The organism is Streptomyces sp. NPDC002476, from assembly GCF_042889785.1.
GTDB lineage: Bacteria > Actinomycetota > Actinomycetes > Streptomycetales > Streptomycetaceae > Streptomyces.
Genome location: NZ_JBIARH010000004.1, coordinates 77,497 through 103,581, shown reverse-complemented (window position 1 = coordinate 103,581; position 26,085 = coordinate 77,497). Strand labels below are relative to the sequence as shown.

General features: G+C 69.0%; 24 protein-coding genes and 6 pseudogenes. 13 read left to right on the top strand and 17 right to left on the bottom strand.

What is annotated here, in order from left to right; genetic code table 11:
• The first annotated feature begins 114 nt into the window (after nucleotides 1–114).
• Nucleotides 115–1,608 carry a glycosyltransferase family 87 protein gene (locus tag ACFYXM_RS06260; protein WP_389287351.1) on the top strand — a complete coding sequence of 498 codons (1,494 nt, stop codon included), beginning with the start codon at nucleotides 115–117 and terminating at the stop codon, nucleotides 1,606–1,608.
• A 152-nt stretch (nucleotides 1,609–1,760) separates the two neighbouring features.
• Here the strand turns inward: ACFYXM_RS06260 and ACFYXM_RS06255 are convergent, their stop codons facing one another.
• The 3 genes from ACFYXM_RS06255 to ACFYXM_RS06245 all read right to left on the bottom strand — a co-directional run bounded on the left by ACFYXM_RS06255 (nucleotide 1,761) and on the right by ACFYXM_RS06245 (nucleotide 4,692).
• Complete coding sequence (locus tag ACFYXM_RS06255) at nucleotides 1,761–2,792, bottom strand: alanine racemase (protein WP_351525250.1); 1,032 nt, start codon at nucleotides 2,790–2,792, stop codon at nucleotides 1,761–1,763.
• A gap of 171 nt (nucleotides 2,793–2,963) precedes the next feature.
• Entirely contained in the window at nucleotides 2,964–4,082 is a 1,119-nt protein-coding gene (locus ACFYXM_RS06250; protein ID WP_362030839.1) for a peptidoglycan bridge formation glycyltransferase FemA/FemB family protein, read from the bottom strand.
• A gap of 295 nt (nucleotides 4,083–4,377) precedes the next feature.
• Nucleotides 4,378–4,692, bottom strand: coding sequence for a hypothetical protein (locus tag ACFYXM_RS06245; RefSeq protein ID WP_389287349.1), 315 nt, complete (start codon nucleotides 4,690–4,692; stop codon nucleotides 4,378–4,380).
• 284 nt (nucleotides 4,693–4,976) lie between these two features.
• Here ACFYXM_RS06245 and rpsF point away from each other — a divergent pair, with 284 nt between their 5' ends.
• The 4 genes from rpsF to rplI all read left to right on the top strand — a co-directional run bounded on the left by rpsF (nucleotide 4,977) and on the right by rplI (nucleotide 6,675).
• Nucleotides 4,977–5,267 (top strand): 30S ribosomal protein S6, encoded by a 291-nt coding sequence (gene rpsF / locus ACFYXM_RS06240; protein ID WP_015609864.1) that lies wholly within the window; start codon nucleotides 4,977–4,979, stop codon nucleotides 5,265–5,267.
• 73 nt (nucleotides 5,268–5,340) lie between these two features.
• Nucleotides 5,341–5,931, top strand: coding sequence for a single-stranded DNA-binding protein (locus ACFYXM_RS06235; RefSeq protein WP_073790802.1), 591 nt, complete (start codon nucleotides 5,341–5,343; stop codon nucleotides 5,929–5,931).
• 42 nt (nucleotides 5,932–5,973) lie between these two features.
• Nucleotides 5,974–6,210, top strand: coding sequence for a 30S ribosomal protein S18 (gene rpsR / locus ACFYXM_RS06230; protein WP_003967857.1), 237 nt, complete (start codon nucleotides 5,974–5,976; stop codon nucleotides 6,208–6,210).
• Between the two features lie 18 nt (nucleotides 6,211–6,228).
• Nucleotides 6,229–6,675, top strand: a complete 447-nt coding sequence (gene rplI, locus ACFYXM_RS06225) for a 50S ribosomal protein L9 (protein WP_073790804.1) — start codon at nucleotides 6,229–6,231, stop codon at nucleotides 6,673–6,675.
• Between the two features lie 201 nt (nucleotides 6,676–6,876).
• On the opposite strand, the gene ACFYXM_RS06220 is transcribed toward rplI, so the two are convergent.
• Nucleotides 6,877–8,214 carry an MATE family efflux transporter gene (locus tag ACFYXM_RS06220; protein WP_389287346.1) on the bottom strand — a complete coding sequence of 446 codons (1,338 nt, stop codon included), beginning with the start codon at nucleotides 8,212–8,214 and terminating at the stop codon, nucleotides 6,877–6,879.
• Between the two features lie 459 nt (nucleotides 8,215–8,673).
• Here ACFYXM_RS06220 and dnaB point away from each other — a divergent pair, with 459 nt between their 5' ends.
• Entirely contained in the window at nucleotides 8,674–10,146 is a 1,473-nt protein-coding gene (gene dnaB, locus ACFYXM_RS06215; RefSeq protein ID WP_389287344.1) for a replicative DNA helicase, read from the top strand.
• A gap of 267 nt (nucleotides 10,147–10,413) precedes the next feature.
• Here the strand turns inward: dnaB and ACFYXM_RS06210 are convergent, their stop codons facing one another.
• The 4 genes and pseudogenes from ACFYXM_RS06210 to ACFYXM_RS06195 all read right to left on the bottom strand — a co-directional run bounded on the left by ACFYXM_RS06210 (nucleotide 10,414) and on the right by ACFYXM_RS06195 (nucleotide 13,042).
• Entirely contained in the window at nucleotides 10,414–10,977 is a 564-nt protein-coding gene (locus ACFYXM_RS06210; protein WP_389287342.1) for a dihydrofolate reductase family protein, read from the bottom strand.
• A 266-nt stretch (nucleotides 10,978–11,243) separates the two neighbouring features.
• Nucleotides 11,244–11,585 (bottom strand): annotated as a pseudogene (locus ACFYXM_RS06205) (NADP-dependent oxidoreductase); the annotation flags it as partial.
• Nucleotides 11,586–11,602: 17 nt separating this feature from the next.
• Nucleotides 11,603–12,052 (bottom strand): annotated as a pseudogene (locus ACFYXM_RS06200) (FAD-dependent oxidoreductase); the annotation flags it as partial.
• Nucleotides 12,053–12,148: 96 nt separating this feature from the next.
• A complete protein-coding gene (locus tag ACFYXM_RS06195) occupies nucleotides 12,149–13,042 on the bottom strand; it encodes an NADP-dependent oxidoreductase (RefSeq protein ID WP_389287340.1) in 894 nt (297 codons plus the stop codon).
• A 70-nt stretch (nucleotides 13,043–13,112) separates the two neighbouring features.
• Here ACFYXM_RS06195 and ACFYXM_RS06190 point away from each other — a divergent pair, with 70 nt between their 5' ends.
• On the top strand, nucleotides 13,113–13,682 hold the full coding sequence (locus ACFYXM_RS06190) for a TetR/AcrR family transcriptional regulator (protein WP_389287338.1): 570 nt from the start codon (nucleotides 13,113–13,115) through the stop codon (nucleotides 13,680–13,682).
• A 235-nt stretch (nucleotides 13,683–13,917) separates the two neighbouring features.
• Here ACFYXM_RS06190 and ACFYXM_RS06185 read toward each other — a convergent pair whose 3' ends face one another.
• Nucleotides 13,918–14,067 carry a hypothetical protein gene (locus ACFYXM_RS06185; RefSeq protein ID WP_389287336.1) on the bottom strand — a complete coding sequence of 50 codons (150 nt, stop codon included), beginning with the start codon at nucleotides 14,065–14,067 and terminating at the stop codon, nucleotides 13,918–13,920.
• Between the two features lie 46 nt (nucleotides 14,068–14,113).
• Here ACFYXM_RS06185 and ACFYXM_RS06180 point away from each other — a divergent pair.
• Nucleotides 14,114–14,697, top strand: a pseudogene (locus ACFYXM_RS06180) (dihydrofolate reductase family protein).
• A 115-nt stretch (nucleotides 14,698–14,812) separates the two neighbouring features.
• Nucleotides 14,813–16,195, top strand: coding sequence for a serine hydrolase domain-containing protein (locus ACFYXM_RS06175; protein WP_389287334.1), 1,383 nt, complete (start codon nucleotides 14,813–14,815; stop codon nucleotides 16,193–16,195).
• Between the two features lie 291 nt (nucleotides 16,196–16,486).
• Here ACFYXM_RS06175 and ACFYXM_RS06170 read toward each other — a convergent pair whose 3' ends face one another.
• The 4 genes and pseudogenes from ACFYXM_RS06170 to ACFYXM_RS06155 form a co-directional block, all read right to left on the bottom strand.
• Nucleotides 16,487–16,939 (bottom strand): GNAT family N-acetyltransferase, encoded by a 453-nt coding sequence (locus ACFYXM_RS06170; RefSeq protein ID WP_389287332.1) that lies wholly within the window; start codon nucleotides 16,937–16,939, stop codon nucleotides 16,487–16,489.
• Nucleotides 16,940–17,127: 188 nt separating this feature from the next.
• Nucleotides 17,128–17,346: pseudogene (locus ACFYXM_RS06165) on the bottom strand (MarR family transcriptional regulator); the annotation flags it as partial.
• 306 nt (nucleotides 17,347–17,652) lie between these two features.
• A complete protein-coding gene (locus tag ACFYXM_RS06160; protein ID WP_389287330.1) occupies nucleotides 17,653–18,525 on the bottom strand; it encodes a GNAT family N-acetyltransferase in 873 nt (290 codons plus the stop codon).
• Between the two features lie 5 nt (nucleotides 18,526–18,530).
• Nucleotides 18,531–19,088 carry a DUF2269 domain-containing protein gene (locus ACFYXM_RS06155; protein WP_389287328.1) on the bottom strand — a complete coding sequence of 186 codons (558 nt, stop codon included), beginning with the start codon at nucleotides 19,086–19,088 and terminating at the stop codon, nucleotides 18,531–18,533.
• A gap of 500 nt (nucleotides 19,089–19,588) precedes the next feature.
• On the opposite strand from ACFYXM_RS06155, the pseudogene ACFYXM_RS06150 reads away from it, so the two are divergent.
• Nucleotides 19,589–20,728: pseudogene (locus ACFYXM_RS06150) on the top strand (FAD-binding oxidoreductase); the annotation flags it as partial.
• A 193-nt stretch (nucleotides 20,729–20,921) separates the two neighbouring features.
• Here ACFYXM_RS06150 and ACFYXM_RS06145 read toward each other — a convergent pair.
• The 4 genes and pseudogenes from ACFYXM_RS06145 to ACFYXM_RS06130 all read right to left on the bottom strand — a co-directional run bounded on the left by ACFYXM_RS06145 (nucleotide 20,922) and on the right by ACFYXM_RS06130 (nucleotide 24,097).
• Nucleotides 20,922–21,401 (bottom strand): NUDIX domain-containing protein, encoded by a 480-nt coding sequence (locus ACFYXM_RS06145; protein WP_389287326.1) that lies wholly within the window; start codon nucleotides 21,399–21,401, stop codon nucleotides 20,922–20,924.
• A gap of 63 nt (nucleotides 21,402–21,464) precedes the next feature.
• Nucleotides 21,465–22,361: a LysR family transcriptional regulator gene (locus ACFYXM_RS06140; RefSeq protein WP_389287324.1), complete on the bottom strand. Its 897-nt coding sequence runs from the start codon at nucleotides 22,359–22,361 to the stop codon at nucleotides 21,465–21,467.
• A gap of 184 nt (nucleotides 22,362–22,545) precedes the next feature.
• A pseudogene (locus ACFYXM_RS06135) lies at nucleotides 22,546–23,644 on the bottom strand (cystathionine gamma-lyase).
• A gap of 75 nt (nucleotides 23,645–23,719) precedes the next feature.
• Complete coding sequence (locus ACFYXM_RS06130) at nucleotides 23,720–24,097, bottom strand: phage holin family protein (protein ID WP_389287322.1); 378 nt, start codon at nucleotides 24,095–24,097, stop codon at nucleotides 23,720–23,722.
• 69 nt (nucleotides 24,098–24,166) lie between these two features.
• Here ACFYXM_RS06130 and ACFYXM_RS06125 point away from each other — a divergent pair, with 69 nt between their 5' ends.
• The 3 genes from ACFYXM_RS06125 (at nucleotide 24,167) to ACFYXM_RS06115 (ending at nucleotide 26,045) form a co-directional block, all read left to right on the top strand.
• Nucleotides 24,167–24,484: a cupin domain-containing protein gene (locus ACFYXM_RS06125; protein ID WP_389287320.1), complete on the top strand. Its 318-nt coding sequence runs from the start codon at nucleotides 24,167–24,169 to the stop codon at nucleotides 24,482–24,484.
• Nucleotides 24,485–24,812: 328 nt separating this feature from the next.
• The gene (locus tag ACFYXM_RS06120; protein WP_389287318.1) at nucleotides 24,813–25,025 is read left to right on the top strand and encodes a DUF5326 family protein; all 213 of its coding nucleotides are present in this window, start codon (nucleotides 24,813–24,815) and stop codon (nucleotides 25,023–25,025) included.
• 249 nt (nucleotides 25,026–25,274) lie between these two features.
• Nucleotides 25,275–26,045 (top strand): IclR family transcriptional regulator, encoded by a 771-nt coding sequence (locus ACFYXM_RS06115; RefSeq protein WP_389287316.1) that lies wholly within the window; start codon nucleotides 25,275–25,277, stop codon nucleotides 26,043–26,045.
• Nucleotides 26,046–26,085: the final 40 nt, after the last annotated feature.

Here is a 26,085-nt window from a genome sequence, read left to right as displayed (position 1 = left end):
TCGGCCCGTTTGCCGCCCGCCTTTTCGACGGGACGGTCCCCCGTGGGCCGCTCCCACCCGGGGGTGGGCGCGGCCCTCGTCGCTTCCACACACCCGTACGGCAGGATGTGCGGCATGCCAAGCGCAGAAGACACGAGCGTGGACCAGAAACGGCCCGTCGTACGGCCCACGCACCAGGACGAGATCGCCGCGGCAGGCAGCGAGCTGATCGGTGGACGGTCGGGGCGCTGGGCTCGGCTCGGCAGCACGGCGCCCACGCCCGTGGGTATCGTGGCGCTGGTGGCTCTGGGCATGTTCGCGCTGGGCATGGTGCAGAAGCTGCCCTGCTACAACTGGGCATGGTTCAGGGGCACGGGGTCGCAGTACACGCACGCCTGCTACTCGGACATTCCGCACCTCTTCGTCGCACGGGGCTTCTCCGACGGGCTCGTGCCGTACTTCGACCGGCTGTCCGGCGATATGCAGTACCTGGAGTACCCCGTACTGACGGGCGTGTTCATGGAGGTTGCGTCCTGGCTGACGCCGGGCGGATCCCTCCAGTACCGCGAGCAGGCGTACTGGATGGTCAACGCAGGCATGCTGATGATTTGCGCCGCGATCATCGCCGTCTGTGTGGCCCGTACGCACCGGCACCGCCCCTGGGACGGGCTGCTGGTCGCCCTCGCGCCGGCCTTCGCGCTCACCGCGACGATCAACTGGGACCTGCTGGCCGTGGCGCTGACGGCCGCGGCGATGCTCATGTGGTCCCGGGGCCGGGCAGTGGCGTTCGGGGTCCTCATCGGGCTCGCCACGGCAGCGAAGCTCTACCCCGTCCTGCTGCTGGGGCCGGTCTTCGTGCTGTGCTGGCGTGCGGGCAAGTGGCGCGAGTTCGCCATGGCGACGCTCGGGGCGGCAGGCTCCTGGCTGGTGGTCAATCTGCCGGTGATGCTCCTCGCTCCCGAGGGATGGAAGAAGTTCTACGTGTTCAGTGAGGAACGGGGCATCGACTTCGGCTCGTTCTGGCTGATCATCACCCAGCGCACCGGCAGGCCGATCGAGGTCACGACCGTGAACACGGTGTCGACCCTGTTGACGCTCGTGCTGTGCGCGGCGATCGGCGCACTGACCTTGACGGCTCCGCGCAGGCCGCGCTTCGCGCAGCTCGCCTTCCTCGTCGTCGCCGTTTTCATCCTGGTCAACAAGGTGTACTCGCCGCAGTACGTGCTGTGGCTGATCCCGCTGGCCGCCCTGGCCAGGCCCCGCTGGCGCGACTTCCTCGTCTGGCAGGCGTGCGAGGTCATGTATTTCCTGGGCATCTGGATGTACCTCGCGTACACGACGAGCGGCGACAAACACCAGGGGCTCCCCACGGAGGGGTACCAGCTGGCGATCCTCCTGCACCTGCTGGGCACGCTCTACCTCTGCGCCGTCGTCGTACGGGACGTTCTCAGGCCGGAGCGGGACGTTGTACGGCGCGACGGATCGGACGATCCGTCCGGCGGGGTGCTCGACGGGGCCAGGGACGCTTTCGTGCTGGGACGCGCCGCGCGTCCGCCGCGCCAGACCGTCGCCGCCGTCGCGGGGCCCTGGACGGAGCGGGACGCTCCGCGGGGACCGGCCGTGGACTGAGACGGGACGAGGGTCTTCCGGCAACGCACCGGAAGACCCTCGGCGTCCTCTCCGCCCTCTCCGCGCCCCGGCCGCGTTGCCTGCGCGGCCGATGTCCTACAGGCCGGAGGACAGGGCCCCGCCGGACATCGGCGGTCGCCCTCGGCCGGACGTCAGTGGTCGACGAGCCGGTCGAACTGGGTGGTCGTGTGGCGCAGGTGGGCCACCAGCTCGTCGCCGACCTTCGGCTCCTGGGCGTCGGCGGGCACGAACAGGATCGACACCTGCATGTGCGGCGGTTCGGCGAACCAGCGCTGCTTGCCCGCCCAGACGAACGGGGACAGGTTGCGGTTGACCGTGGCCAGGCCCGCGCGGGCGACCCCCTTGGCCCGCGGCATCACGCCGTGCAGGGCCTTCGGGGCCTCCAGGCCCACGCCGTGCGACGTACCGCCTGCGACGACCACCAGCCAGCCGTCCGACGCGGCCTTCTGCTGGCGGTAGCCGAAGCGGTCGCCCTTGACGACGCGGGTGACATCCAGGACGGCGCCCCGGTACTGCGTCGCCTCGTGATCGCCGAGCCACAGCCGGGTACCGATGCGGGCGCGGAAGCGGGTCTGCGGGAACTGCTGCTGGAGCCGGCCCAGCTCCTCGGCGCGCAGATGACTGACGAACATGGTGTGCAACGGCAGCCGCGCCGCGCGCAGCCGGTCCATCCAGGCGATGACCTCCTCGACCGCGTCCGAGCCGTCCGTGCGGTCGAGCGGCAGATGCAGGGCGAAGCCTTCGAGGCGTACGTCCTCGATCGCGGCGTGCAGATGCCCGAGCTCCTCCTCCTTGACGCCGTGGCGCTTCATCGAGCTCATGCACTCGATGACCACCCGCGCGCCCACCAGGGCGTGCACACCGTCCACGGAGGAGACGGAGCGGACGACCCGGTCGGGCAGCGGCACCGGCTCCTCGCCACGGCGGAACGGGGTCAGGACGAGCAGATCGCCGCTGAACCAGTCCTTGATGCGCGCCGCCTCGTAGGTGGTGCCGACGGCGAGCATGTCGGAGCCGAAGCGGATGGCCTCCTCGGCGAGCCGCTCGTGACCGAAGCCGTATCCGTTGCCCTTGCAGACCGGGACGATGCCGGGGAACTGGTCGAGGACGGATTTCTGGTGCGCCCGCCAGCGCGCGGTGTCGACGTACAGGGAGAGCGCCATGGCCGGTCCGGAACCTTTCTGGTGGCTGCGGGGTGTCGGAGGTGTACGGGGGTTGTCGCCGTGCCGGCCGCGGAACCCTCCGGATCCGTCGGAGGGGCCGCCGCGGTGCGTGCCGGCGCAACGTTCCCATTGAAACGAATGAAGCCGCTTCCGTCAGCGGGACGACGCGGATCAGCGGCGCGACATGTAGATGTCGAGAGCCTTGTGGAGCAGCTTGTTCAGCGGGAAGTCCCACTCGCCGAGGTACTCGGCGGCCTGACCGCCGGTGCCCACCTTGAACTGGATCAGACCGAAGAGGTGGTCGGTCTCGTCCAGCGAGTCGGAGATGCCGCGCAGGTCGTAGACCGTCGCCCCCATGGCGTACGCGTCGCGCAGCATCCGCCACTGCATCGCGTTCGAGGGACGGACCTCCCGCTTGTGGTTGGCGGACGCGCCGTACGAGTACCAGACGTGCCCGCCGACGATCAGCATGGTCGCGGCGGCGACGTTCTCGCCCTCGTGCCGGGCGAAGTAGAGCCGCATGCGGTTGGGGTCCTCGGTGTTGAGGACCGTCCACATGCGCTGGAAATAGCTCAGCGGACGAGGACGGAAACGGTCGCGCTCCGCCGTGATCTCGTACAGCCGCTGCCACTCGTCGAGTTCCGCGTAACCGCCCTGGACGACCTCGACGCCGGCCTTCTCGGCCTTCTTGATGTTGCGTCGCCACAGCTGGTTGAAGCCCTTGTGGACGTCTTCGAGGGACCGGTTCGCCAGGGGCACCTGGAAGACGTAGCGGGGCTGCACGTCGCCGAACCCGGCGCCGCCGTCCTCGCCCTGCTGCCAGCCCATCTTCCGCAGCCGGTCGGCGACTTCGAAGGCACGCGGCTCGATGTGGGTGGCCTCGATGTCGCGCAGCCGCTTCACGTCCGGGTCCTGGATGCCCGCCTTGATGGCGGCCGCGTCCCAGCGGCGGATGACGACCGGCGGGCCCATCTTCACGGAGAAGGCGCCCTGTTGCTTGAGGTGCGCAAGCATCGGCTGGAGCCAGTCGTCCAGGTTCGGGGCGTACCAGTTGATGACCGGGCCCTCGGGCAGGTAGGCGAGATAGCGCTTGATCTTGGGGAGCTGACGGTAGAGCACCAGACCGACGCCGACGAGCTGTCCGTCCCGGTCGAACCAGCCCAGGCTCTCCGAACGCCACTCGGACTTCACGTCCGCCCACGCCGGGACCTGCATGTGACTCGCAGCAGGCAGATTCTGGATGTATGCCAGATGCTGCTCTCGGCTGATGGTCCTCAGGGTCAGGCTCATGCGGGGCGCTCCTCGGCAGGTGTGTCCCCATCGGTCAGGGGCTCCGGCTCTCGCGCCGAAAGCCTACTGCGACTGGGGAGCGCCCCGTTTGGCCGCATGCGACCTGGCCGGTCCGTACCCGTGGGCGCGGCTCGTCCGAGCCCCTTCCCGGTACGGACCGGCCAGGTCCTGATACCGCGTTCCGTGTCCTTGCGCCGGACCTGCGGTGCGCCCGGCGCGTGTTTCCGTCATGCGGTCCACCACGGATCCGGTGCAGTCCCGTCGTGGACGCGGTCCCGTGGCGCCGTCGGTGCGGTCAGCCCACCACGCCGCCGAAGAGGCCGCCGTGTGCCATGCCCAGGAAGAATCCGATGGCGGATGCGCCCAGGCCGACGATCAGCGGGAACCTCTCACGTGTGGTCACCGAGATGTACTGCCCGTACGCGGCGGTGAGGATCCCGAAGAGTCCCGCCCACGAGCTGATCAGATGCAGGTTGTGGAACATCGCCGTCACGAAGGCGAGCGCACCGAGGACCAGGGTCACCACCACCAGGGTCTCCTGGAGCGGATGGGGCCTGCCATCCGTGGCGAGAAGGGAGACGGGAGGACGGGGTCGTGTTGCCTGTGCCATGGAGAACCTCCTGGCCGAAAGGCGGTGCATTGTGGCACCGCTCACACCCGATGTGTACAGATTGCGTCTCCTGAGCCACGGATTTCAACCGGAAGCCGGTGTGCGGGTACTCTGTACGGTCTGCACCGGTGTCTGCCCAGGTAGGCACGTCAGTCCCCGTTCGACAGTCCCTGTTCGACGGAGGACGTGGCGGCCGTCCCGCGCGGAGGCACCGATGCCACGCATCACGACCCTCCTGCCACGGAACGACCGTGGCCGCCGAGTCCAAAGGAGGTGGGTTCCACATGCGTCACTACGAGGTGATGGTCATCCTCGACCCCGATCTCGAGGAGCGCGCTGTCTCCCCGCTGATCGAGAACTTCCTCTCCGTCGTCCGTGAGGGCAACGGAAAGGTCGAGAAGGTCGACACCTGGGGCCGTCGTCGTCTCGCTTACGAGATCAAGAAGAAGCCCGAGGGCATCTACTCGGTCATCGACCTGCAGGCCGAGCCTGCGGTCGTCAAGGAGCTCGACCGCCAGATGAATCTGAACGAGTCGGTCCTCCGGACCAAGGTCCTCCGTCCCGAGATCCACTGAGCATTCCGCTCAGCGGACATCGGGTTCGAGTAGCAGCAAGCAGCCAGAAGCAATCCCGCCGAGAGGTTCACCCATGGCAGGCGAGACCGTCATCACGGTCGTCGGCAATCTCGTCGACGACCCCGAGCTGCGCTTCACCCCGTCCGGTGCGGCGGTCGCGAAGTTCCGTGTCGCGTCCACTCCCCGCATCTTCGACCGGCAGACCAACGAGTGGAAGGACGGCGAAGGCCTGTTCCTCACCTGCTCGGTCTGGCGGCAGGCAGCGGAGAACGTCGCCGAGTCGCTCCAGCGAGGCATGCGCGTCGTCGTGCAGGGCCGGCTGAAGCAGCGGTCGTACGAGGACCGCGAGGGCATCAAGCGCACGGTCTACGAGCTGGACGTCGAGGAAGTCGGCCCCAGCCTCAAGAACGCCACGGCCAAGGTCACCAAGACCACCGGCCGCGGTGGCCAGGGTGGGTACGGCGGCGGCCAGCAGGGCGGCGGCAACTGGGGCGGCGGTCCCGGTGGCGGTGGTCAGCAGGGTGGCGGCGGCGCTCCCGCCGACGACCCGTGGGCCACGAGCGGTCCGTCCGGCGGCCAGCAGGGCGGCGGAGGTGGCTGGGGCGGAAGCTCCGGCGGCTCCGGCGGCTCCGGCGGCGGCTACTCGGACGAGCCTCCCTTCTAGGGCGGCTCGCCCCCCACTTCTTGATCACACAGGAGAAACATCATGGCGAAGCCGCCTGTGCGCAAGCCTAAGAAGAAGGTCTGCGCGTTCTGCAAGGACAAGACCCAGTACGTGGACTACAAGGACACGAACATGCTGCGGAAGTTCATTTCCGACCGCGGCAAGATCCGTGCCCGCCGCGTGACCGGCAACTGCACGCAGCACCAGCGTGACGTCGCCACGGCCGTGAAGAACAGCCGTGAGATGGCGCTGCTGCCCTACACGTCCACCGCGCGATAAGGAAAGGGTGACCGACTCATGAAGATCATCCTGACCCACGAGGTCTCCGGCCTCGGCGCCGCCGGTGACGTCGTCGACGTCAAGGACGGATACGCCCGCAACTACCTGGTCCCGCGTGGCTTCGCCATCCGCTGGACCAAGGGTGGCGAGAAGGACGTGGCGCAGATCCGCCGCGCCCGCAAGATCCACGAGATCGCCACGATCGAGCAGGCCAACGAGGTCAAGGCGAAGCTGGAGGCCGTGAAGGTCCGTCTGGCCGTTCGCTCCGGCGACGCCGGCCGCCTCTTCGGCTCCGTGACCCCGGCCGACATCGCCTCGGCGATCAAGGCTGCCGGTGGCCCCGACGTCGACAAGCGTCGCGTCGAGCTCGGTTCGCCGATCAAGACGCTGGGCGGGCACCAGGTGTCCGTGCGTCTGCACCCCGAGGTTGCCGCGCAGCTCGGTATCGAGGTTGTCGCTGCCTAAGGGCACCGCTCATCAGAGCAGAGTGAAGGGCCGTACCCGTTGAGGTACGGCCCTTCACTGTTCTCGCGTGCACGTCATGCGTGGAGATTCCGCATGACGCGTCCGGGTCCGGTGCCCGATGCGCGGAGCCCGGTGTGCGCAGGGCGGCACCGTTTCACGTGAAACACGACGTTTCACGTGAAACATGGCGCCGATGGTGACTCAACGAGTGGCGCCCGTCACCACCCACTTGCCGGACCGGGTGCGCAGCCAGAGCGTTGCCATGCGGACGGCCATCATCAGCGTCATCGCCCACCACAGCGCGGTCAGGCCGCCGCCGAGTGCTGGTACCAGCAGGGCCGCCGGAGCGAAGAAGGCCAGCGTGATAATCATGGCCCAGGCGAGATAGGGCCCATCCCCGGCCCCCATCAGCACGCCGTCCAGGACGAAGACCACGCCCGCGATCGGCTGGGACAGGGCCACCACCAGCAGTGCTGGGAACAGGGTGTCCTGGACGGCCTGGTCGCCGGTGAACAGGGGCACGAACAGCGGTCGCGCGAGGACGATCAGCACTCCGAGCACGATTCCGGAAGCGATGCCCCACTGCACCATCCTGCGGCAGGCTTGGCGTGCGCCCTCGGAATCACCGGCTCCCAGGTACCGACCGATGATGGCCTGCCCCGCTATGGCGATGGCGTCGAGCGCGAAAGCCGTCAGGCTCCAGAGCGAAAGGACGACCTGGTGTGCGGCGAGCTCGGTGTCGCCGAGGCGTGCGGCGACGGCCGTGGCGATCATCAATACGGCCCGGAGCGACAGCGTGCGGACCAGGAGCGGCACGCCCGCCTGGGCGCTGGCTCTGATTCCCGCAGCGTCGGGGCGCAGTGAAGCGCCGTACCGCCGTGCCCCACGTACCACCACGATCAGATAGGCGGCGGCCATGGACACCTGCGCGATGACGGTTCCCCAGGCCGACCCGGCGATGCCGAGTCCGGCCCCGTAGACGAGCCCCGCATTGAGGACCGCGTTGGCTGTGAATCCGCCGATGGCGACGTAGAGCGGGGTCCGGGTGTCCTGCAAGCCACGCAGAACGCCGGTCGCGGCCATCACCACGAGCATGGCCGGGATGCCGAGGCTGGAGATCCGTAGATAGGTGATGGCGTAGGGGGCCGCGGTATCGGAGGCTCCGAGCACGTCCACGATCAAGGGCGCCGCGGGGAGTGCGACGCCGATGACGCATATGCCGAGCAGGAGGGCCAGCCAGATGCCGTCCATGCCCTGTCGGATCGCGGAGGCCCGGTCGCCCGCTCCGACCCTTCGTGCCACGGCGGCCGTGGTCGCGTACGCGAGGAAGACGAAGATGCTGACGGCGGTGGTCAGCAGGGCTGCCGCGACGGCCAGACCGGCCAGCTGTGCCGTGCCGAGATGGCCGACGATGGCACTGTCGACCATCACGAAGAGCGGTTCGGCGACGAGTGCGCCGAAGGCCGGTACGGCGAGAGAGATGATCTCGCGGTCGTGTCGTCGACGGCTGGTCACGGGTGGTGCCGGGGCCTGGGTCATGGGGGTCAATCTAATCTTCCACAGGTAATGGACGCAATCTGGAAAGAGTCCTTACCTTGGTCGTGGCTCGGCGTTCTCCCGTGCGCGGTTGGGTGTGATCTTGTGCGGAGCGGAAAAGTTTTTCTCTCCCACAGCCAGTGGATGGAAAAAGTCCAGGTCAGAGCGTCGATGCGAGGGTCGCTATGAGTTTGTCCACAGTGCTGTCCCCTGCTCCGTGCACAGGTTCTGCGGACTTCTCCACAGCATCTGGTCTGTCGTCCACATGCCCTGTGGATAACCAGATTGGCTGACGGTGCCGAGCGGCCTACCGTGGTCCGGCGCCCGCACCCTGTTCCGGCCCTGAAGCCCTGTAGAACTCGACGCGCCGGAACCGGAGTCGGGCGTCTTGTTTGTCGGTGCCGTGCCGTAAGAAAGAGTGGCACGGCGAGGTCCGCGGAGCGGACGGGAGGAGGTGGCCCGGTGAGCATTCCCGAGCCTTTGGACTGGGCCGACACCGGTCCCGGCGACCGTCTGCCCGTAGCCCGCCAGCGCCGCGGCGGAGGCCGTGACCGCGCCGACCGACGTGAGGACGGCATGGGCGACGACGGCTGGGAGGGGGGCTCTCCCGGCTTCGAGCGGGTGCCGCCCCAGGACCTCGATGCCGAGCAGTCGGTGCTGGGCGGCATGCTGCTGTCGAAGGACGCCATCGCCGACGTCGTGGAGATCATCAAGGGGCATGACTTCTACCGCCCCGCCCACGAGACCGTCTACCAGGCGATCCTGGACCTCTACGCCAAGGGCGAGCCGGCCGACCCGATCACCGTGGCGGCCGAACTGGTCAAGCGCGGCGAGATCACCAAGGTGGGCGGAGCGCCGTATCTGCACACGCTCGTCCAGTCCGTGCCGACCGCGGCCAACGCCTCGTACTACGCGGAGATCGTCCACGAGCGGGCCGTCCTGCGGCGGCTCGTCGAGGCCGGCACGAAGATCACGCAGATGGGATACGCGGCCGACGGCGACGTCGACGACATCGTGAACTCGGCCCAGGCCGAGATCTATGCCGTCACGGAGCAGCGCACCAGCGAGGACTACCTGCCGCTCGGCGACATCATGGAGGGCGCTCTCGACGAGATCGAGGCGATCGGTTCGCGCAGCGGCGAGATGACCGGCGTGCCGACCGGCTTCACCGACCTCGACGCCCTGACGAACGGCCTGCACCCGGGGCAGATGATCGTCATCGCCGCTCGTCCCGCGATGGGTAAGTCGACCCTGGCCCTGGACTTCGCGCGGGCCTGTTCGATCAAGAGCAACATGCCCAGCGTGATCTTCTCGCTCGAAATGGGGCGCAATGAGATCGCGATGCGACTGCTTTCGGCCGAGGCGAGGGTGGCACTGCACCACATGCGCTCGGGCACCATGACCGACGACGACTGGACGCGGCTGGCGCGGCGGATGCCGGACGTGTCGGCCGCCCCTCTCTACATCGACGACTCCCCGAACCTCTCGATGATGGAGATCCGCGCGAAGTGCCGCCGTCTGAAGCAGCGCAACGATCTCAAGCTCGTGGTCATCGACTACCTGCAGCTCATGCAGTCCGGTGGTTCGAAACGCGCGGAGAGCCGGCAGCAGGAGGTCTCGGACATGTCCCGTAACCTCAAGCTGCTGGCGAAGGAGCTGCAGATCCCCGTCATCGCGCTCTCGCAGCTCAACCGAGGTCCCGAACAGCGCACCGACAAGAAGCCGATGGTGTCCGACTTGCGTGAATCGGGATCCATCGAGCAGGACGCCGACATGGTGATCCTCCTCCACCGCGAAGACGCGTACGAGAAGGAGTCCCCCCGCGCGGGCGAGGCCGACCTGATCGTGGCCAAGCACCGCAACGGGCCCACGGCGACGATCACCGTGGCCTTCCAGGGGCATTACTCGCGGTTCGTGGACATGGCTCAGACCTGATCCGTCCGGATGTAGGGGCTCAGATTTCGTGGCCAAATCTCACGAGCGATGGCCAAACGATGGCATATCTGACACGAATCTGAGACTGGCAGGTCAAGTCACCCACTCGTATGGGTGATTGGGCTCTGACGCTGGTGCCCTGGTAGAAGCCCGCTGACACCGTGGGCTCACGGGGCATCACTCGTGGGCTTGGGGGTGTGTGGTGGGGGAGATTGCCCGACGGTGAGAGGAAACACCCATCCAAGCCGTGAGACAGCGGGAAGCTGCTCAGCGCCTCGTCTCGTACCTGGTCAGGACCACGCCGCCGGGAAACGTCCGCGTCTCCACCAGGTTCAGGTTCACCCAGCTGTCCAGCGCGGTGAAGAACGGTGTGCCGCCGCCCACCAGGACCGGATGGGCGGCGATCACGTACTCGTCGATCAGCCCGGCCCGCATGGCCGCCCCGGCGAGCGTCGCGCCGCCGATGTCCGTCGGGCCGCCGTCCTCGGCCTTGAGCCGGGCAATCTCGGCGACCGCGTCGCCGGTGACCATGCGGGTGTTCCAGTCGACCTTGTCGATCGTCGAGGAGAACACCACCTTCGACATGTCCCGCCAGCGGCGCGCGAACTCGATCTCCGCCGGGGTGGCGTTGGGCTGCTGGTCGCCGGTCGGCCAGTAGGAGCTCATCGTCTGCCACAGCTTGCGCCCGTACAGCGACAGGTCGGTCGCCTGCAACTGGTCGGACCAAAACTGGAACAGCTCGTCGCTCGGCACGCTCCAGCCGATGTCGTCGCCGGGCGCGGCGATGTAGCCGTCCAGGGTCAGGTTCATGCCGTAGATCAGTTTCCGCATGGCGCCAGCCTTCCGTGAGTCGGTCTCACGCGTACAGACCGGCGCGGCGCGGGAAACTCATCGGTGCGCGATCTGAGCTCACATGTAGTCCTCGTACTCGGTGGCTCAGCCGCTCGCCATCTGCCAGATGTACTGCGACAGGACAGCGCCCAGCGCCTGTACCTCGGTCGAGTAAGCACTCCCGTAGCCCCGAGTGGGATCACCGGAGTGTTCGAGCCGTGGGGCTTGTTACGCCTTCTTCGAGCTGGGCGCGCCGAGCCTCCGGCCGGTACGGTGCCGAGCCGTTCGAGGAAGCCGTGGTTGCCTTCGCTCGCGGTGCCGATCACGGTGAGGCCGCGAGCCCGGGCGAGTTGCGCGGTGATGGTGCCGACGCCTCCGGCGGCGCCCTCGATCAGCAACGTCATGCCTCCGGCGGCTTCCAGGGCCTCCAGTACACGCGTGGCCGTGTCGATGTTGCCGGCGCCGCCGCCGGCTTCTTCGAAGGACCACGAGCGCGGCTTGGGTGCCCATGCCTCCAGCACGGCGTACTGGGCCGCGGCGCCTCCCTGATCCACGAAGGGGACGAGGCCGAAGACCGCGTCGCCCACGGCGGTGCCGGTCACCCCCTCTAGGTGTATTGCCCTGTGAGGCTCGTGACGACGGCGGTGCCGCCTGTGAAGGTCACCTTGTGGCGGCCCTCGGCGAGGGCACGGACGCCGGTGGTCTTGTGGCCCCATCGGACAGCGCTGCCGGGGAGTGCGGCGAGCAGGATCTGCCGCAGCTCGCCGCGCTGTACCTCGGGGCTTGTGCCCGTGCCGTCGTCGGCCTTGTCGAACAGGACGGTCCCGTCCCGGCCGAGCAGCCGTATCGCTTGGCGGCCCTCCAGGACGAGGCCACGGAACTCGTCCATCAGGCCGGCTGTCTTGAGGGCGAGTTGGCCGTTGTAGTCGTGGATGTCGAGCATCCCGCCCTGCGAACGGGCCGCCGAGGAGGACTCCGCCTCGTAGACCGTGACCGGGAGGCCGTGGAGGTGCAGGAAGCGGGCCAGGACGAGGCCGCCGAGTCCGGCGCCGGTGTTCGTGACAGGAGTGTGCATGGGGCTTCTTGGGTGCCGTATATCTGCCGGGAGGGCCCCGGAGGATCGCTGGAAAGAGGGCAGCTCGGCGGGCCCCGCAACCGGGCGGGAAACGGTTCAGACGACTACGACCCGGCGCCCGCGCGTGTGACCGGCCTGGCTGTCGATGTGCGCCGCCGCTGCCTCGGAGAGCAGGTACGACTTCTCGACCGGGATGTGGAGCTTGCCCCGCGAGATGAGGCCGACGGCTTCGGCGAGGGCTTGCGGCACGTTCCCGGTCACACCGGAGTACCGGACACCGAGCTCCGGCGCGCCGAGATCGGCGATGGAGACCACCTTTTGCGTGTCCCCGGTCAGTTCGACGAGTTCGCGGATCACGCCCGAGCCGGCCAGATCGAGCGCCGCGTCGACCCGGCCGAGCCGCCGCACCCGCTCCACCCAGCCCTCGCCGTACGTCGTGGCGAGGGCGCCCAGGCTCCGCAGGTAGGCCTGGTTGGCGGCCCCGGCCGTGCCGATCACCCTGATGCCGCGGTCCCGGGCGATCTGCAGCACCGCCGATCCGACGCCGCCGGACGCGCCGCTGACCAGCAGTGTCTGCCCGGGCCGCACACCGACGTCGCGGATGACGCGGAGCGCGGTCTCCACCACGGAGGGGTACCCGGCCGCCTCCTCGAACGACAGGCCTTCGGGTATCCGGGCCCAGGCCGAAAGCACGGCGAACTCGGCATACGTGCTCGAGCCCCGCCCCAACACGTGGTCGCCGACCTCTACCCCGTCGACGCCCTCGCCGGCCTCGTCCACCACCCCGGCGGCGTCCTGCCCGATTCCGGCAGGCAGCTCGATCGGGCGGACCTTCTGGAACTGGCCTTCGCGGATCCTCCAGTCGACGGGGTTCACGCCCGCCGCCCGCACGGCGATACGTGTCTGGCCGGGGCCCGCGTGGGGTTCCTCGGCGTCTTCGAGGTGGAGAACGTCGGGACCGCCGAACTCGGCGAAGCTCATTCTCTTCATGCGACCGACCGTAACGCTAACGGTTAGTATTTTGGAGTCGTTGTTGGTTCGTATTTGGTAGCGTCAGGTCATGACCGTGCCGACCGGACGCCGTGAACGCAAGAAGGCCGCGACCCGCCAGAAGATCGCTGACGCCGCCCTGCGGCTCTTCCTGGAGCGCGGGTACGACGCGGTGGGCATCCGTGACGTGGCCGCCGAGGCCGACGTGGCCGTCACCACGCTCTTCTCCCACTTCGCCTCGAAAGAGGCCTTGGTGTTCGAGCAGGACGACAACTTCGAACAACGCCTCACCCGGGCAGTCACCGACCGGGCACCGCACGAACCGCTCATCCCCGTACTGCGCCGCGAGATCCGGGCCCTGGTCCGGCACTGCACGGCGGATGGCACCGCCCCGATCTACCGCATGATCGACGAGTCACGTGCCCTGCGGGAGTACGAGGAGTCGATGCGGCTGCGCCATGCGGAGTCGCTGGCCACGGCCCTCGTCGCCGATCCCGACCTGCCACAGGGCGCAACGGCCTGCCGGACGATCGCGAGGTTCGTGATCGACGCCTATGCGCTTGCCCGCGAGGCGGCCGACCCGCAGGTCGCCGTGGACGAGATCTTCCGGATGATCGAGGCGGCCTGGGAAGTCACCTGACCTTCTGCGAGCAGTCGTCAGGGCCGCGGTTGGGCGCAGCCGAGGGTGTGCGAAACGCGTGGGCCGCCGCGGCGGCGAACGAAGCCGACGCCACCGAGGCAGGCGACGACGCGCGGTGGCCGATGCCCGCCGTCACGGATCCCGACACGCGCGCGACCGGTCCGGGCCGTCCCGGCCCGTCACTGGTCGAGCGGGTGTCCCGCGCCCGTGTCGCGTCCGATTCTTCCGGGAGCCCTCAGGACTCGGGAATGGCGCGTGAGACCACCGTTTCCACCAACCGGTCCACCACGGCCTCGACCCGGCTTCCGGGCCGGGGTTCGGCGTCGGCTTCGGGCGCGACGAGCAGGTCGGGCAGCGTGAAGTACTCCAGCAACAGGCCCGTCATGGCCAGGGGTTGCGGCTTCGGTATGTCGCGACGGAACGGAGAATCTGTGCGGAAGCTGACCTACTTCGTCGCCTGCTCGATCGACGGCTTCATCGGGGACCCGAGCGGCGCGCGTCGTCCATGCTCCGGTTCGTGGACGAGGAGTTCCTGGAGTTTCTGAAGACGCGGTACCCGGAGACGATCTCGGCCGAGGGCCGTCGGCTGCTCGGCTTCCACGACGCCGAGAACCAGCGGTTCGACACGGTGATCCAGGGGCGGGCCAGCTATCAGGTGGCGCTGGACGTCAACATCACCAGCCCCTATGCCCACCTGCGCGAGCTCGTCGCCTCGCGGTCCCTGGAACAGTCGCCGGATCCGAACGTCGAACTCGTCTCCGGCGACGTGGCCGCGAGGGTCCGGGAATTCAAGGCGGAGGAGAGCGGGCTCGGGATCTGGCTCTGCGGCGGTTCTCAGCTTGCCGGAGAGCTGATCGACGAGATCGACGAACTGGTGATCAAGACGTATCCGCTCGTCTACGGGTCGGGCATGCCGATGTTCCGTTCGGCCTTCGCGGCCACCGAGTTCGCCTTGGACTCGGTCCGCATCTTCGACAACGGCGCCCTGGTCAGGACCTACAGCAGAAAACGCTGACGTCCTGCGGGTCGAAGCATCGGCCGCGCCGCCGGGGGAGGGGCCGCTGCGGTGGAGTTCCCGTCGCGCCGAAATGAGCTCGCCAGTCCCGCGCTCCTGCGAGTAGTTGTTGAGCATGACTTCTTCACCCGAACACCTGCTTCCCGGTACGCAGCGCGCGTTGCTGCACCGCATCGCCACCGCACAGTCGGAAGGCCGGACCCCTTCGCTCGTGGCCGCGGTGCAGCGGCGGGGACGGACCGTCTGGAACGGATCCCGTAGTTGCGTGGACGGCCACGCACCCGACGCGGACACGCAGTTCAGGGTCGGTTCGATCACCAAGACCTTCACCGCCGTACTCGTTCTGAGGCTCCGGGACGAGGGGCTGCTGGACCTGGACGATCCTCTGGAGAAGCATCTGCCCGGTACGGGCGTCGGCACGGTCACCATCCACCAACTCCTGGGCCACAGCGCGGGGCTGAGCGCCGAGTCGCCCGCGCCGTGGTGGGAGAGGACTCCCGGCACGCTGCGTCCTGAACTGGCCGATGTGCTCGGCGAACGCACGGAGCTGCACCCCCCGGGCCACCGCTACCACTACTCGAACCCCGGCTACACGCTGCTGGGTTCGCTGGTCGAGCAGATGCGCGGAGCGAGCTGGGGTGAGGTGCTCCGGCGCGAGATCCTGGAGCCGCTGGGCATGCACCGCACGAGCGCCCACCCCCGGGCGCCGCACGCGGGTGGATGGGCCGTCCACCCCTGGGCGGACGTCATGCTGCCAGAACCGGCCGAGGATCTCGGGCTGATGGCCCCGGCGGGCCAGCTCTGGTCCACGACCGGGGATCTTCTCCGGTTCGCGGCCTTCCTGGCCGAGGGGGATGACCGGGTGCTCTGCGCTGCCTCCGTGGAGCAGATGCGTGAGCCCTCCGTGCCGTCCCAGCCCGGCGACTGGGACGGCGCATACGGTCTGGGTCTCCAGATAGAGCGAAGGAACGGCCGTACGCTTTTCGGGCACACGGGCTCACTGCCCGGCTTCCTCGCCGCCCTGTGGTTCAGCGTCGACGACGACGTGGCAGCCGTCGTGCTGACCAACGTCACGTCGGGGCCAGTGGTCGGCGGTGTCGCCGCCGAGCTCGTCGAGATCGTCGCCGAGGCCGAACCCCGCATCCCGGAGCCCTGGCGCCCCCTGCCCGAGGCGGACCCGGAGCTTCTCGCGCTGACCGGTCCCTGGTACTGGGGCGTAGGGGCGTACATCCTGCGCCTGGAGCCGGACGGCGGGCTGGATCTCCAGCCGCTGCGAGGCGCCGGCCGCGGAGCCCGGTTCACCGCTCTGCCGGACGGCACCTGGATCGGTCGCGACAGCTACTACGCGGGAGAGATCCTGCGCGTCGTCCGGAACGGCGACGGCAGCGTGAACCACCTCGACCTGGGCTCGTTCGTCTTCACACGGGAGCCGTACGATCCCGGGGCGGCGGTTCCCGGCGGCGTGGACGAGAGCGGTTGGCGGGGCCTCGACGCCTGACAACAAGGCTTCGAGCGATCCGATCGCCGGGCTTCGTGCGACTGTCGTGCGACTCGTGCGGTCCGGTCACCATGCTTCACGTGAAACGGATCGAGGTCTGCCCAGGGGTGAGGATCCCCGCCCGGCGAAATGCGCGGACCGCAGGCCCCGACCTGGCATCGTTCGCCACGGACGCGGTGCAGGGAAGTTCCCGGGCCGGTTCCTGACAGACGCTTCAGGGGCCGGCTCCGGGCAGAGGTTCCTGGCCCGGGCTTCGGGACAGAGGTTCTTGGCCGGGAACCGGGCCGTGGATCAGAGCGTGAGCTTGAAGCCCACATGGCTGGCGGTGAAGCCGAGACGCTCGTAGAAGCGGTGGGCGTCGGTCCGGGACACATCGGACGTCAACTGGACCAATTGGCAGTCCAGGCGCCTGGATTCGTCCACGGCCCACTCGATCATCCGGGTCCCCAGTCCGCTTCCGCGCTCGTCGGCGTGGACGCGAACGCCCTCGATGACCGAGCGGGTCGCACCGCGCCGAGAAAGTCCGGGGATAATCGTCAGTTGCAGGGTCCCGACGACGCGGCTCTCGCGAACGGCGACCATCAGACGCTGATTCGGGTCGTCCGCCAGCCGCCGGTACGCGGCGTGGTACGGAACGAGGTCGTCAGGTGACTCGCGTCGGGCGCCCAGCGGGTCGTCGGCGAGCATGGCCACGACGGCGGGAAGGTCGGCAGGGGTGGCGGGGCGTATGTCCAGATCGCTCATGACCGACAGGCTACGCAGATCACTCGGCCGAGACATGAACGTGCCCGGACGGTGAGAGGAACCACCTGGCTGCTGCGGAAAATCGCCTGGGCCATGCGTGCACCCGCTCGGCCGATGTGCGTCCGGCACCGCAGGAACGCATGCCGCACCGCCCGGCTCGGGCGGGGCCGTCCGGGCGGTGCGGTGAGTCAGGAGACCCGCGCCGGAGCCTTGAGCTGCTCGACCACGTTGACGAGCGGCGCCAGTTCGGGGTCCTTCGCGGCCTGGTCCAAGGCGGTGCGCAGCGCGGAGTCGTTGGTCGGCCGGGCCGCGGCCGGCAGGGCGAGACTGGCCTCGGTGACATCGGTGTAGATGTCGCGCCGGTCGGTGTCGCAGAGATAGCGCGTCAGCAGTCCGCGGTCCTCAAGGTGATGCGCCATGCCGCTCGCGCGCTGATCTTTGGCGCACTGGAGCGCTGCCCCGTCGGCCGGGGGCGACTGGTCGCCCGCCACAGCCCCGAGTCCGTCACGGCCTCCGCCGTCCGGTGTTGAGCCCGGCCGTCCGGTTCCCCGGCCCGTTCCGCATCACGCCTGCTCGCATGGCGCGCCCCAACCCCTTCGGTCCCGGAGGCGCAGCGGGAAGCCGGAGAAGCCGACGACCCGGCCCGAGGCGGCAACGGGAGATCGCGGGGGAGGCGGCAGGGGCCGAACGGGGGCCCGGGTGGACCGGAGGAGTCAGCCCATCGCTACGGTCAACGGGGCATAGCGGCGGGTCCAGTCGCCCGGCAGGTCCGGGATGCCGCAGGTCATCACCGTGGTCTCGGAGACCGCTCGCAGACCGCACTCCTTGAGCCCGGAGAGCAGTTCCGTGTGGTGCGCGTCGATGTCCGCGCGCAACGGCAGGTCCGTCACCTCCGCGAGGGAGGCGACCAGTGCCCGGGCCGTGAGGCTGTCGGGGGCGATCAGCGGACCGATGACCTGGGTACCGGCGCTCGGCCAGGACGCCGCGTAGCCGACGAGTCCGCCGTCATCCTCCGCGACCCGCAAGTGATCGGCGTACGCGGGCAGCCGGGCCAGGACGTGGGTCCGGTCGCTGCCGAAGACGTCCGTGTCGAGCCGGACGAGGGCGCGCAGGTCGTCGGCCGTGGCCGGACGGATGTCCACGGCACACCCGCCGTCGTCCGTCCGCCGGAACGCGCCGGTGACCCGTTCGGTGCGGCCCACCGCCTTGAAGCCGAGTTGTTCGTAGAGCGGCCGTCCCTCGGATGTCGCGTACAGGATGAGGGAGGCGCCGTCCGTCTCGTCGATCACATGGCGCATCAGACGCCGTCCGAGCCCCTGACGCGCGTGGCGTCCGGCGACGAGCAGCATGCCGATGGCGGCCTGTCGCGGGCCGTAGGAGGTCACCACGCACGTGGCGATCAGCCCGCCGCCCCCTTCGGGGTCGTCGATGCCGTAGCCCGTCCCCGCGGCCAGGAGCAGGCCCCATCGGTGCTCGTCGCGCGGCCAGCCGCGGTCCTCGCAGAGATCGGCGCAGGCGACCAGGTCGCCCGGGGTGAGACGCCGGATGCGCAGTCCGGCGAGCGGGCGGGGCAGCGGGGTGGGCATGAGGGTCAGGCTGACCGACGGGAGGACATCGCGTCCACTCCTTTACCGGTACCGGCCGCTCCTTTGCCCGTACCCACCGTTCCTTTACCTTTGTCGGCTGTGCGGTGCAGCCGACGGCCGGGCCGGGTCGTCCCCCAGGGCTTCATTCCCGATATCGCCGTGACGAACAGATAGGTGGTCGTCGCCACCGTAGGGGCGACGATCAGGTCGAAGCCGACGGAGCCACGGGCCGCTGCTTCGTCGATGGCGGGACGCAATGCGAAGACCGACAGTGCCGCGGCGACCAAGGTGAGCCAGAAGACCCGGTGCCGGGCCAGCCCCCAGGGCGTACCGAGCGACAGGGCGAGGCCGCTGAGCAGGGAGAACATCGCGAACGGAACGATCAGCCAGTCCCCGAAGATCTTCATGGCCCGGGTGGCCGCCCAGGCGGTTTCCGGGTCGTTGGTGCGGAAAGCCGCGATTCTGAGTGTCAGCAGTCCGACGGTCAGTCCCAGCCAGCTCACGGACACGGCGGCATGGGCGACGAGGAGCCTGCGGCGGGCGGTGCGCTTGAGTGGTTTCACGTGAAACACGGTGCCGGGAACAGGCAGGCCGGGCGTCCGACGGCGGGAGTAACCGCACGTACTAGCCTCGGCGCATGACACGTGCCACTTCCCGGTCCGGTCCGGTGGGGCGGTGCGCGTTCTCGGTCGCCTCCGGGTGAGGCTGGTGCCGGATCTCGACGCGGCCGGACGGAGCGCGGCCCGGCGTGGCCGAGGACACGAACGGCCGTGATGGGTTCAAAACCTGCACAAGGGGGCAAAGGAGCGTAACGGGAAAGCTGATCCGGATACGTAGACCCTCCGCCACGTGTCCGGTCCGCGTTCACGGCGGTATGCGTTCATGGCATGGCGAACCGGCGGGGAACCGTCGACAGTGAACCGGCCGTCGACCATAAACAGGAGCCCGACCACGTCCGCAGGCAGCTACTGCGGACGTCCGGGTACGAGGCGACCAGCAGATGTTCAAGGCGAGGCACAGTATGGATGCTCCGGCCACCAGGTGGACCGAAGACGAGACGGACAGATCTCCCGACGCGATTCTGATCCACCGCACGCTGACCGAGATTTCGCCCGTCGCCGACCAGGCAACCTCGTACTTCTACGCCCTGCTCTTCACCCGGCGCCCCGACCTGCGTGCCATGTTCCCGGTCGCGATGGACATGCAGCGCGATCGCCTGTTCCGCGCGATCCTCGGCGCGGCCGACCGGTTCGACTCTCCCCGAGCGCTGACCGCGTACCTCGGCGAACTGGGCCGGGGGCACCGCAAGTACGGCACACTGGCCGGCCACTATCCCGCGGTGGGCGAGGCCCTTCTCGGAGCACTGAGCCGCTATGCGGCCACCGTGTGGGACGCAGAGGTCGAGGCGGCCTGGGTCCGTGCCTACACCGCGATATCGCAGATCATGATCGACGCGGCCGCCGAGGACGAGCAGTGGGCTCCGGCCTGGTGGCACGCGGAGGTCGTCTCGCACGAGCCGAGAACGCGCGACATAGCGGTTCTCACCGTCCGTCCCGATCAGGTCTACCCCTTCGTCGCCGGTCAGTACGCGGCCATGGAGACGCCCTGGTGGCCCCGGGTCTGGCGGCACTACTCCTTCGCGTCGGCGCCCCGCCGCGACGGTCTGCTCACCTTCCACGTCAAGGCGGTCCCGGCCGGGTGGGTCTCCAACGCCCTGGTGCACCGGGCCCGCCCCGGCGACATCGTGCGGCTCGGCGCGCCCAGCGGCTCGATGACGATCGACCACTCCACCCACAACGGCCTGCTCTGTCTGGGCGGCGGCACGGGCATCGCGCCGATCAAGGCACTGGTCGAGGATGTCGCGGAACACGGCGACCGGCGCCCCGTGGAGGTCTTCTACGGGGCCCGCAGCGATCGCGACCTGTACGACATCGAGACGATGATGCGTCTCCAGGAGACCTTTCCCTGGCTCGTGGTGCGACCAGTGGTCTCCATGGGCCGACCGGAGCGGGAGGGCGGTCTGCGAGGGTTGCTGTCGGAGGCCGTGCGCGAATGCGGCCCGTGGCACGAGTACGACGCCTATCTCTCGGGCCCGCCGGGCATGATCCGCAGCAGCGTGGACGCGCTCAGAGGCATCGGAATACCGGCCGAACGCATCCGGCACGACTCCGTCGAGGAACTGGCCGCCGTCGCCCCCGGCTGACGAACGACCGACGACGGGCAAGGCGCGCCCCCGGCGTACACAGCGCGCCCCGACGGGCTCGGCATGCCCTGCCGGTGTACGGCGCCGGTCCACGGCGCGCATCCATGAGCTGCGGCACGGGGCCGCGGGGCGAGGCACCCGGTCGACGCCGCTGCACCACCGCCCCGGCGCCCGCTGCTCCCGGGCCGGTGTATCAGCCCAGGTCGGGCGCGTGCATCGCCCGTACACCCTCGATGTTGCCGTCCAGGTAGTGCCGCAGCGACAGCGGTACGAGATGAACGGCCGCGATGCCCATCCGGCTGAAGGGCACCCGGACGATCTCGTACTCCCCGCAGGGAGCGTCGATCTCGGGGCCGTGGCGCCGGGACGGGTCCATCGACTCCAGCCGGCAGACGAAGAAGTGCTGGACCTTGACGCCCTTCACCCCGCCGCCCTCGATGTGCTCGACGGTGTCGACGAAGCAGGGGACCACATCGGTGACCTTGGCGCCCAGCTCCTCGTCCAGTTCACGGTGCAGGGCGTCGACGACGGTCGCGTCCTCGGGATCGACCCCGCCACCGGGTGTGAGCCAGTACGGGTCCATCCCGGGCTTGGTCCGCTTGATGAGGACGAGGTCGTTGCCGTCGAGCAGAATGGCGCGTGCGGTGCGCTTGACCACGGGCCGTTCGGTCATGGCAAGAGCGTGGCCCACTGAACCGGTTCTGAAACACCCGGAGGGCGCCGGGCCGTCCCGCGCTCACCAGTCGGCTGCGGCACCCAGCAGCCACTCGTGCGCCCGAGCGATGTGCGGCAGCGCGAGCGTGCCGGTCCGCACGGCCAGGAAGTAGGTGCGCAGCGGGGGCACCGGAGGATCGAGGAGCGCGACGACCTCCCCGCGTGCCAGCGCCCCCTCGCACAGATAGCGCGGCAGCACGGCGAGACCGGCACCCGCCGCCGCGCACTCCAGGACGGCCCGCAGGTCCGGGGCGATCACGGTTCCCGCGGCGGCGGGCCGGGTGTCGAACACGGCGGACCAGTATCGGGAGACGAACGGCAGGCTTTCGTGCACCTCCACGACCGGCATCTGCTCCAGCACCACCGGCCCGTTGTGCCGTGAGACCCCCGGCCCCAGGCGCGCGGCCCAGCGCGGTGCTGCGACCAGCACATGTTCCTCGTCGCAGAGCGGAGTCGCCGTGAGGAGCCCGCCGCGGGGGCGGGATGTCGTGATGACGAGATCATGGTGCCCGGCGGCCAGTCCCTCCAAGGTCTCCTCGGCGGTGGTGAAGAACGAACTGCGCAGGGTCAGCCCCTGGGCGACGAGTGGTGCGAGCGCGGGCAGGGCGCGCGCCGACGTGAACTCGGGCGGTCCGGCCAGATGCAGGGTCCGTACGGCCGACTCCTCGTCCAGCTCGGTCTCGGCTATCTCGACCAGCGCATCCAGATGGGGCGCCGCCCGGTGCGCGAGTTCGTCGCCGACGGTGGTCGGCGTCACACCCCGGGCCCCACGGAGGAAGAGCGGCCGGCCCAGCTGGCGTTCCAGGGTGCGTATCTGCGAGGTCACCGCGGGCTGGGAGAGGCCGAGCAGCGCGGCGGCCCTGGTGAAGGAACCGGCCCGGTGCACCGTGATGAACGTACGCAGCAGGGACAGGTCCATGTCCTGTCCCCCTCACCGTCGCGACACTTCGGACCCGTACAACTATAAATATGTCGATAGGTCGGTGCCGCTTCGGTGATTGGACACTGACGGAGGGTCAATTAGCCTTGTGCAGGCGGTTCTTCACATGAGGAACCGGGACGGTCCGAGCCGCGAGGGGGGAGGCTCGGGCCGTCCGTGACGGTCAGCCCGCGCCCAGCGCCGTGTCCAGCGCCCGCTCCACGTCGGCCACCAGGTCCGCCGCGTTCTCGGCGCCGACGGAGAAACGGATGAAGCCTTCCGGTACGGCGTCGCCGCCCCAGCGCGCCCGCCGCTCGGCGGTGGAACGCACGCCGCCGAAACTCGTGGCGTCGTCGGCCAGCCGCAGCTCGGCCAGGAAGCGCTCGGCCCGTTCCCGGTCGGGCAGCACGAACGACACCACGGAACCGAAGCGCAGCATCTGCCGCACGGCGACCGGGTACGAGGGGTCTCCCGGAAGGCCGGGATAGCGCAGCCCGGTCACCTCCCGGCGCCCGGCCAACACCTCGGCCAGGACCAGGGCATTGGCGCACTGGCGTTCGACGCGCAACTCCAGCGTGGCGAGGGAACGGTGCGCGAGCCATGCCTCCATCGGGCCCGGGATCGCGCCGACTACTTTGCGCCAGCGCCGCACCCCCGCCGCCGGCCCGGGGTCGCGGCAGGTCACGTGGCCGAGCAGGACATCCCCGTGGCCGGTCATGCCCTTGGTATCGCTGGCCACCGAGAAGTCCGCCCCCAGTTCCAGCGGGCGCCGGCCGAGCGGTGTGGCGAGGGTGTTGTCGACGGCCACCAGCGTGCCCGCCGTGTGCGCGGCCTCGACGAGCCGACGCACGTCGCAGACGTCGAGCCCCGGGTTGGACGGTGTCTCGATCCACAGCAGCGGCGCCCCGAAGGGCCGCGAGCTGGGCGGCGCCGCCGGTCGGCGCGGTCCGCACCTCGACGCCGTACGCCTCCAGCTGCTCACGCACCAGCGGCAGCAACTGGTATCCGTCGTCGGGCAGCACGACCACGTCGCCGGTGCGGGCCCGGGACAGCAGCACGGCCGAGAGCGCCGCCATGCCGGAGGCGAAGACGACGGTCTCGACCAGTTCCCCCGGAGCCTCCAGCTCGCCGATGGCGCGCTCCAGGTGGGTCCAGGTCGGATTGGTGTCCCGCCCGTAGGTGTACGGGCCGGTGGGGTCGCCGGAGAGATGGAAGTGCGCGGCGAGGACCGGGCCGGGCAGCCCGGCCCGCACCGCCCTGGTTCCGTCACCCATGGTGTCCATGCCGCTCCTCGTCGCTCTTGCGGGCCGGTCGCCGGTCCACCCCACCGTTGCAGACCGTTTCCAGCGGTTGCCGGATCAGTCTTTGTCCGGCAGCACCACGTTCAGCGCCCACGACACGATCGAGATGATCAGGCCGCCGAGCACGGCGGTCCAGAAGCCGCTGACGTGGAAGCTCAGGTCGAACACACCGGCCAGCCAGGAGGTCAGCATCAGCATGAGCGCGTTGACCACCAGGGTGAACAGACCCAGCGTGAGGAAGAAGAGCGGCAGGGTCACCAGTTGCACGACCGGCTTCACCACGGAGTTCACCAGGCCGAAGATCAGGGCGACCAGGGCCAGTGTGAGGGCCTTGCGCCCGGTGCTGCCGCCCTCCAGCGTGATGTTGTCCAGCAGCCAGATGGCCACGGCCAGCGCACCCGCGTTGGCGATCGTCTTGACTAGGAAATTCTTCATGTGTCTGATCGTGGCAGACACGGTCGGTGGCGGACACCGGCAGGATCGGGAAACAAAGGGCGGACGGTAATGAAAGCGTTCAGACTGGACGAACTGGAAGCGGAACGGGCAGCCAACAACGGCGCCTACCTGCAGTTCCTGAAGGAACGGAACATGTCCGTCGGCCTGTACGCGCTGAACGCGGGTGAGCTCGACCCGCAGCAGCCGCACCGGGAGGACGAGGTCTACTTCGTCGTCAGCGGACGCGGCTCGATCACGGTCGGCACGGAGACCACACAGGTGGGCCGGGGGAGCGTGGTGTACGTACCGGCCGGGGCCCCCCACAAGTTCCACCACATCACCGAGGACCTGCGGGTCGTGGTCGTCTTCTCCCCGCCGGAGAGCTGAGCGTCCCCCCGAACGGGGCGCTCATCCGGAGGGACGTTCCGGTGTCAGGGATTCCTAAAGGCTGTCCCGTAATCCCTGGCGGGCGCGCGACGACGGCTGCGGCACCTCGCCGCGTTGTCGGAACATCCGCATACGTCAGTATGCGGACGCCCCTCCGCCTTGCGATGCACCACATCCGACGCCGCGCGCTGGTCCACCACGGATTACGGGACAGCCCTTAGGGGGTCGATCAGGGGACGGCAAGGGGTGCGGAAAACCCCTACGGTGCCTTCGCGCCTCTAGCATCGGGAGTGTCGGAGCACGGACGCACAGAGATGAGGCGAGGACGATGGCTGTACGGGAGATATTCGCCGGGATGCCCTGGTGGGTGAAGTGGATCGCGGTGCCGGTGATCGCGATTGTCGTGTTCGGGGGACTGATCGCCAGCGTGCTCGGTTTCGTGATCGGCCTGCTCTTCAAGATCCTGCTCTTCGTGATCCTGGTCGGCGGTTTCGTCTTCGTCGTGCGCAAGGTCATGTCCTCCTCAGATGGTGGCTGGTAGTAATCAGGAGGATCGGAAACCAGCCATGGTGTTAGCCCAGCTGAGCTAAGCCAGGAACGAAACAACGCGCCTTGGGGATACGGCCGATATGGTGGCATTCCACTGCCGCCACCTGGGAATTAACTGACCGTCACCACAATGACCAGTGGTTTGCACGGTGTTCGGCCCTCGGACCCAGCCATGCGGCGGTCTGTGGGGGAGGCCCCCACAGGCGGGCTGACCGCCCGTCACCATGCCTGGGGGTGACCGTTGACCACGGCATCGAGCACCGCTTCCCCGACCCTGATCGGCTCGGTGCAGCGAGCGCTGAGGCTGCTGGAAGCAGTGGGCGCGCATCGCGACGGGGCGCCCGCGAAGCAGCTGGCCAGGGAGGCGGGGCTCCCCCTTCCCACGGCCTATCACCTGCTGCGCACCCTGACGCACGAGGGCTATCTGCGTCGTGACAGCGGAGTGTTCCGCTTCGGCGCCGCCGCCGAGCGTCTGACCGCCGAGGGTACGCCGCAGAATCGTCGCAGCAGGATGTCCGAGTCGCTGAGCCGCTGGCGCGAGGCCATCGGTGTCCCCGTGTACTGCGCCGTCTACCGCGAGGGCGAGATCGAACTCGTCGCGGTCGCCGATGACCCCGCCATGCCCGCCGTGCGCGAATGGGCGTCCTTCCGGGAGACCGGGCACGCACACGCGATCGGCCAGTGCCTGTTGAGCCGACTGGACGAGAAGGCGCGCGAGGACCACCTGAACCGGCATCCGGTACGGCCGCTGACCCCGTATTCGGTGAGGGACCGTGCGACATTCCTGGAGCGGCTGCGGTCGCTGGAGCGCATGGAACCCGTCATCGAACGGCAGGAGTACGCCCTGGGAACGGTCTGTGCGGCTATCCCGATCACCGCCGGCTTCACCGCCGCCGCCATGGCGATTTCAGTACCCCTGGAACAGGAATGCCGATTGCTCCCTGCAGTCGAACAACTACGTGGTGAGGTGGCCAGCCTCTTGCGTTCGTTCGTGTTCTCTATCAGTATCTGAAAAATCACTCCTTGTGATCTGCTATCGCGTGCACCACGAT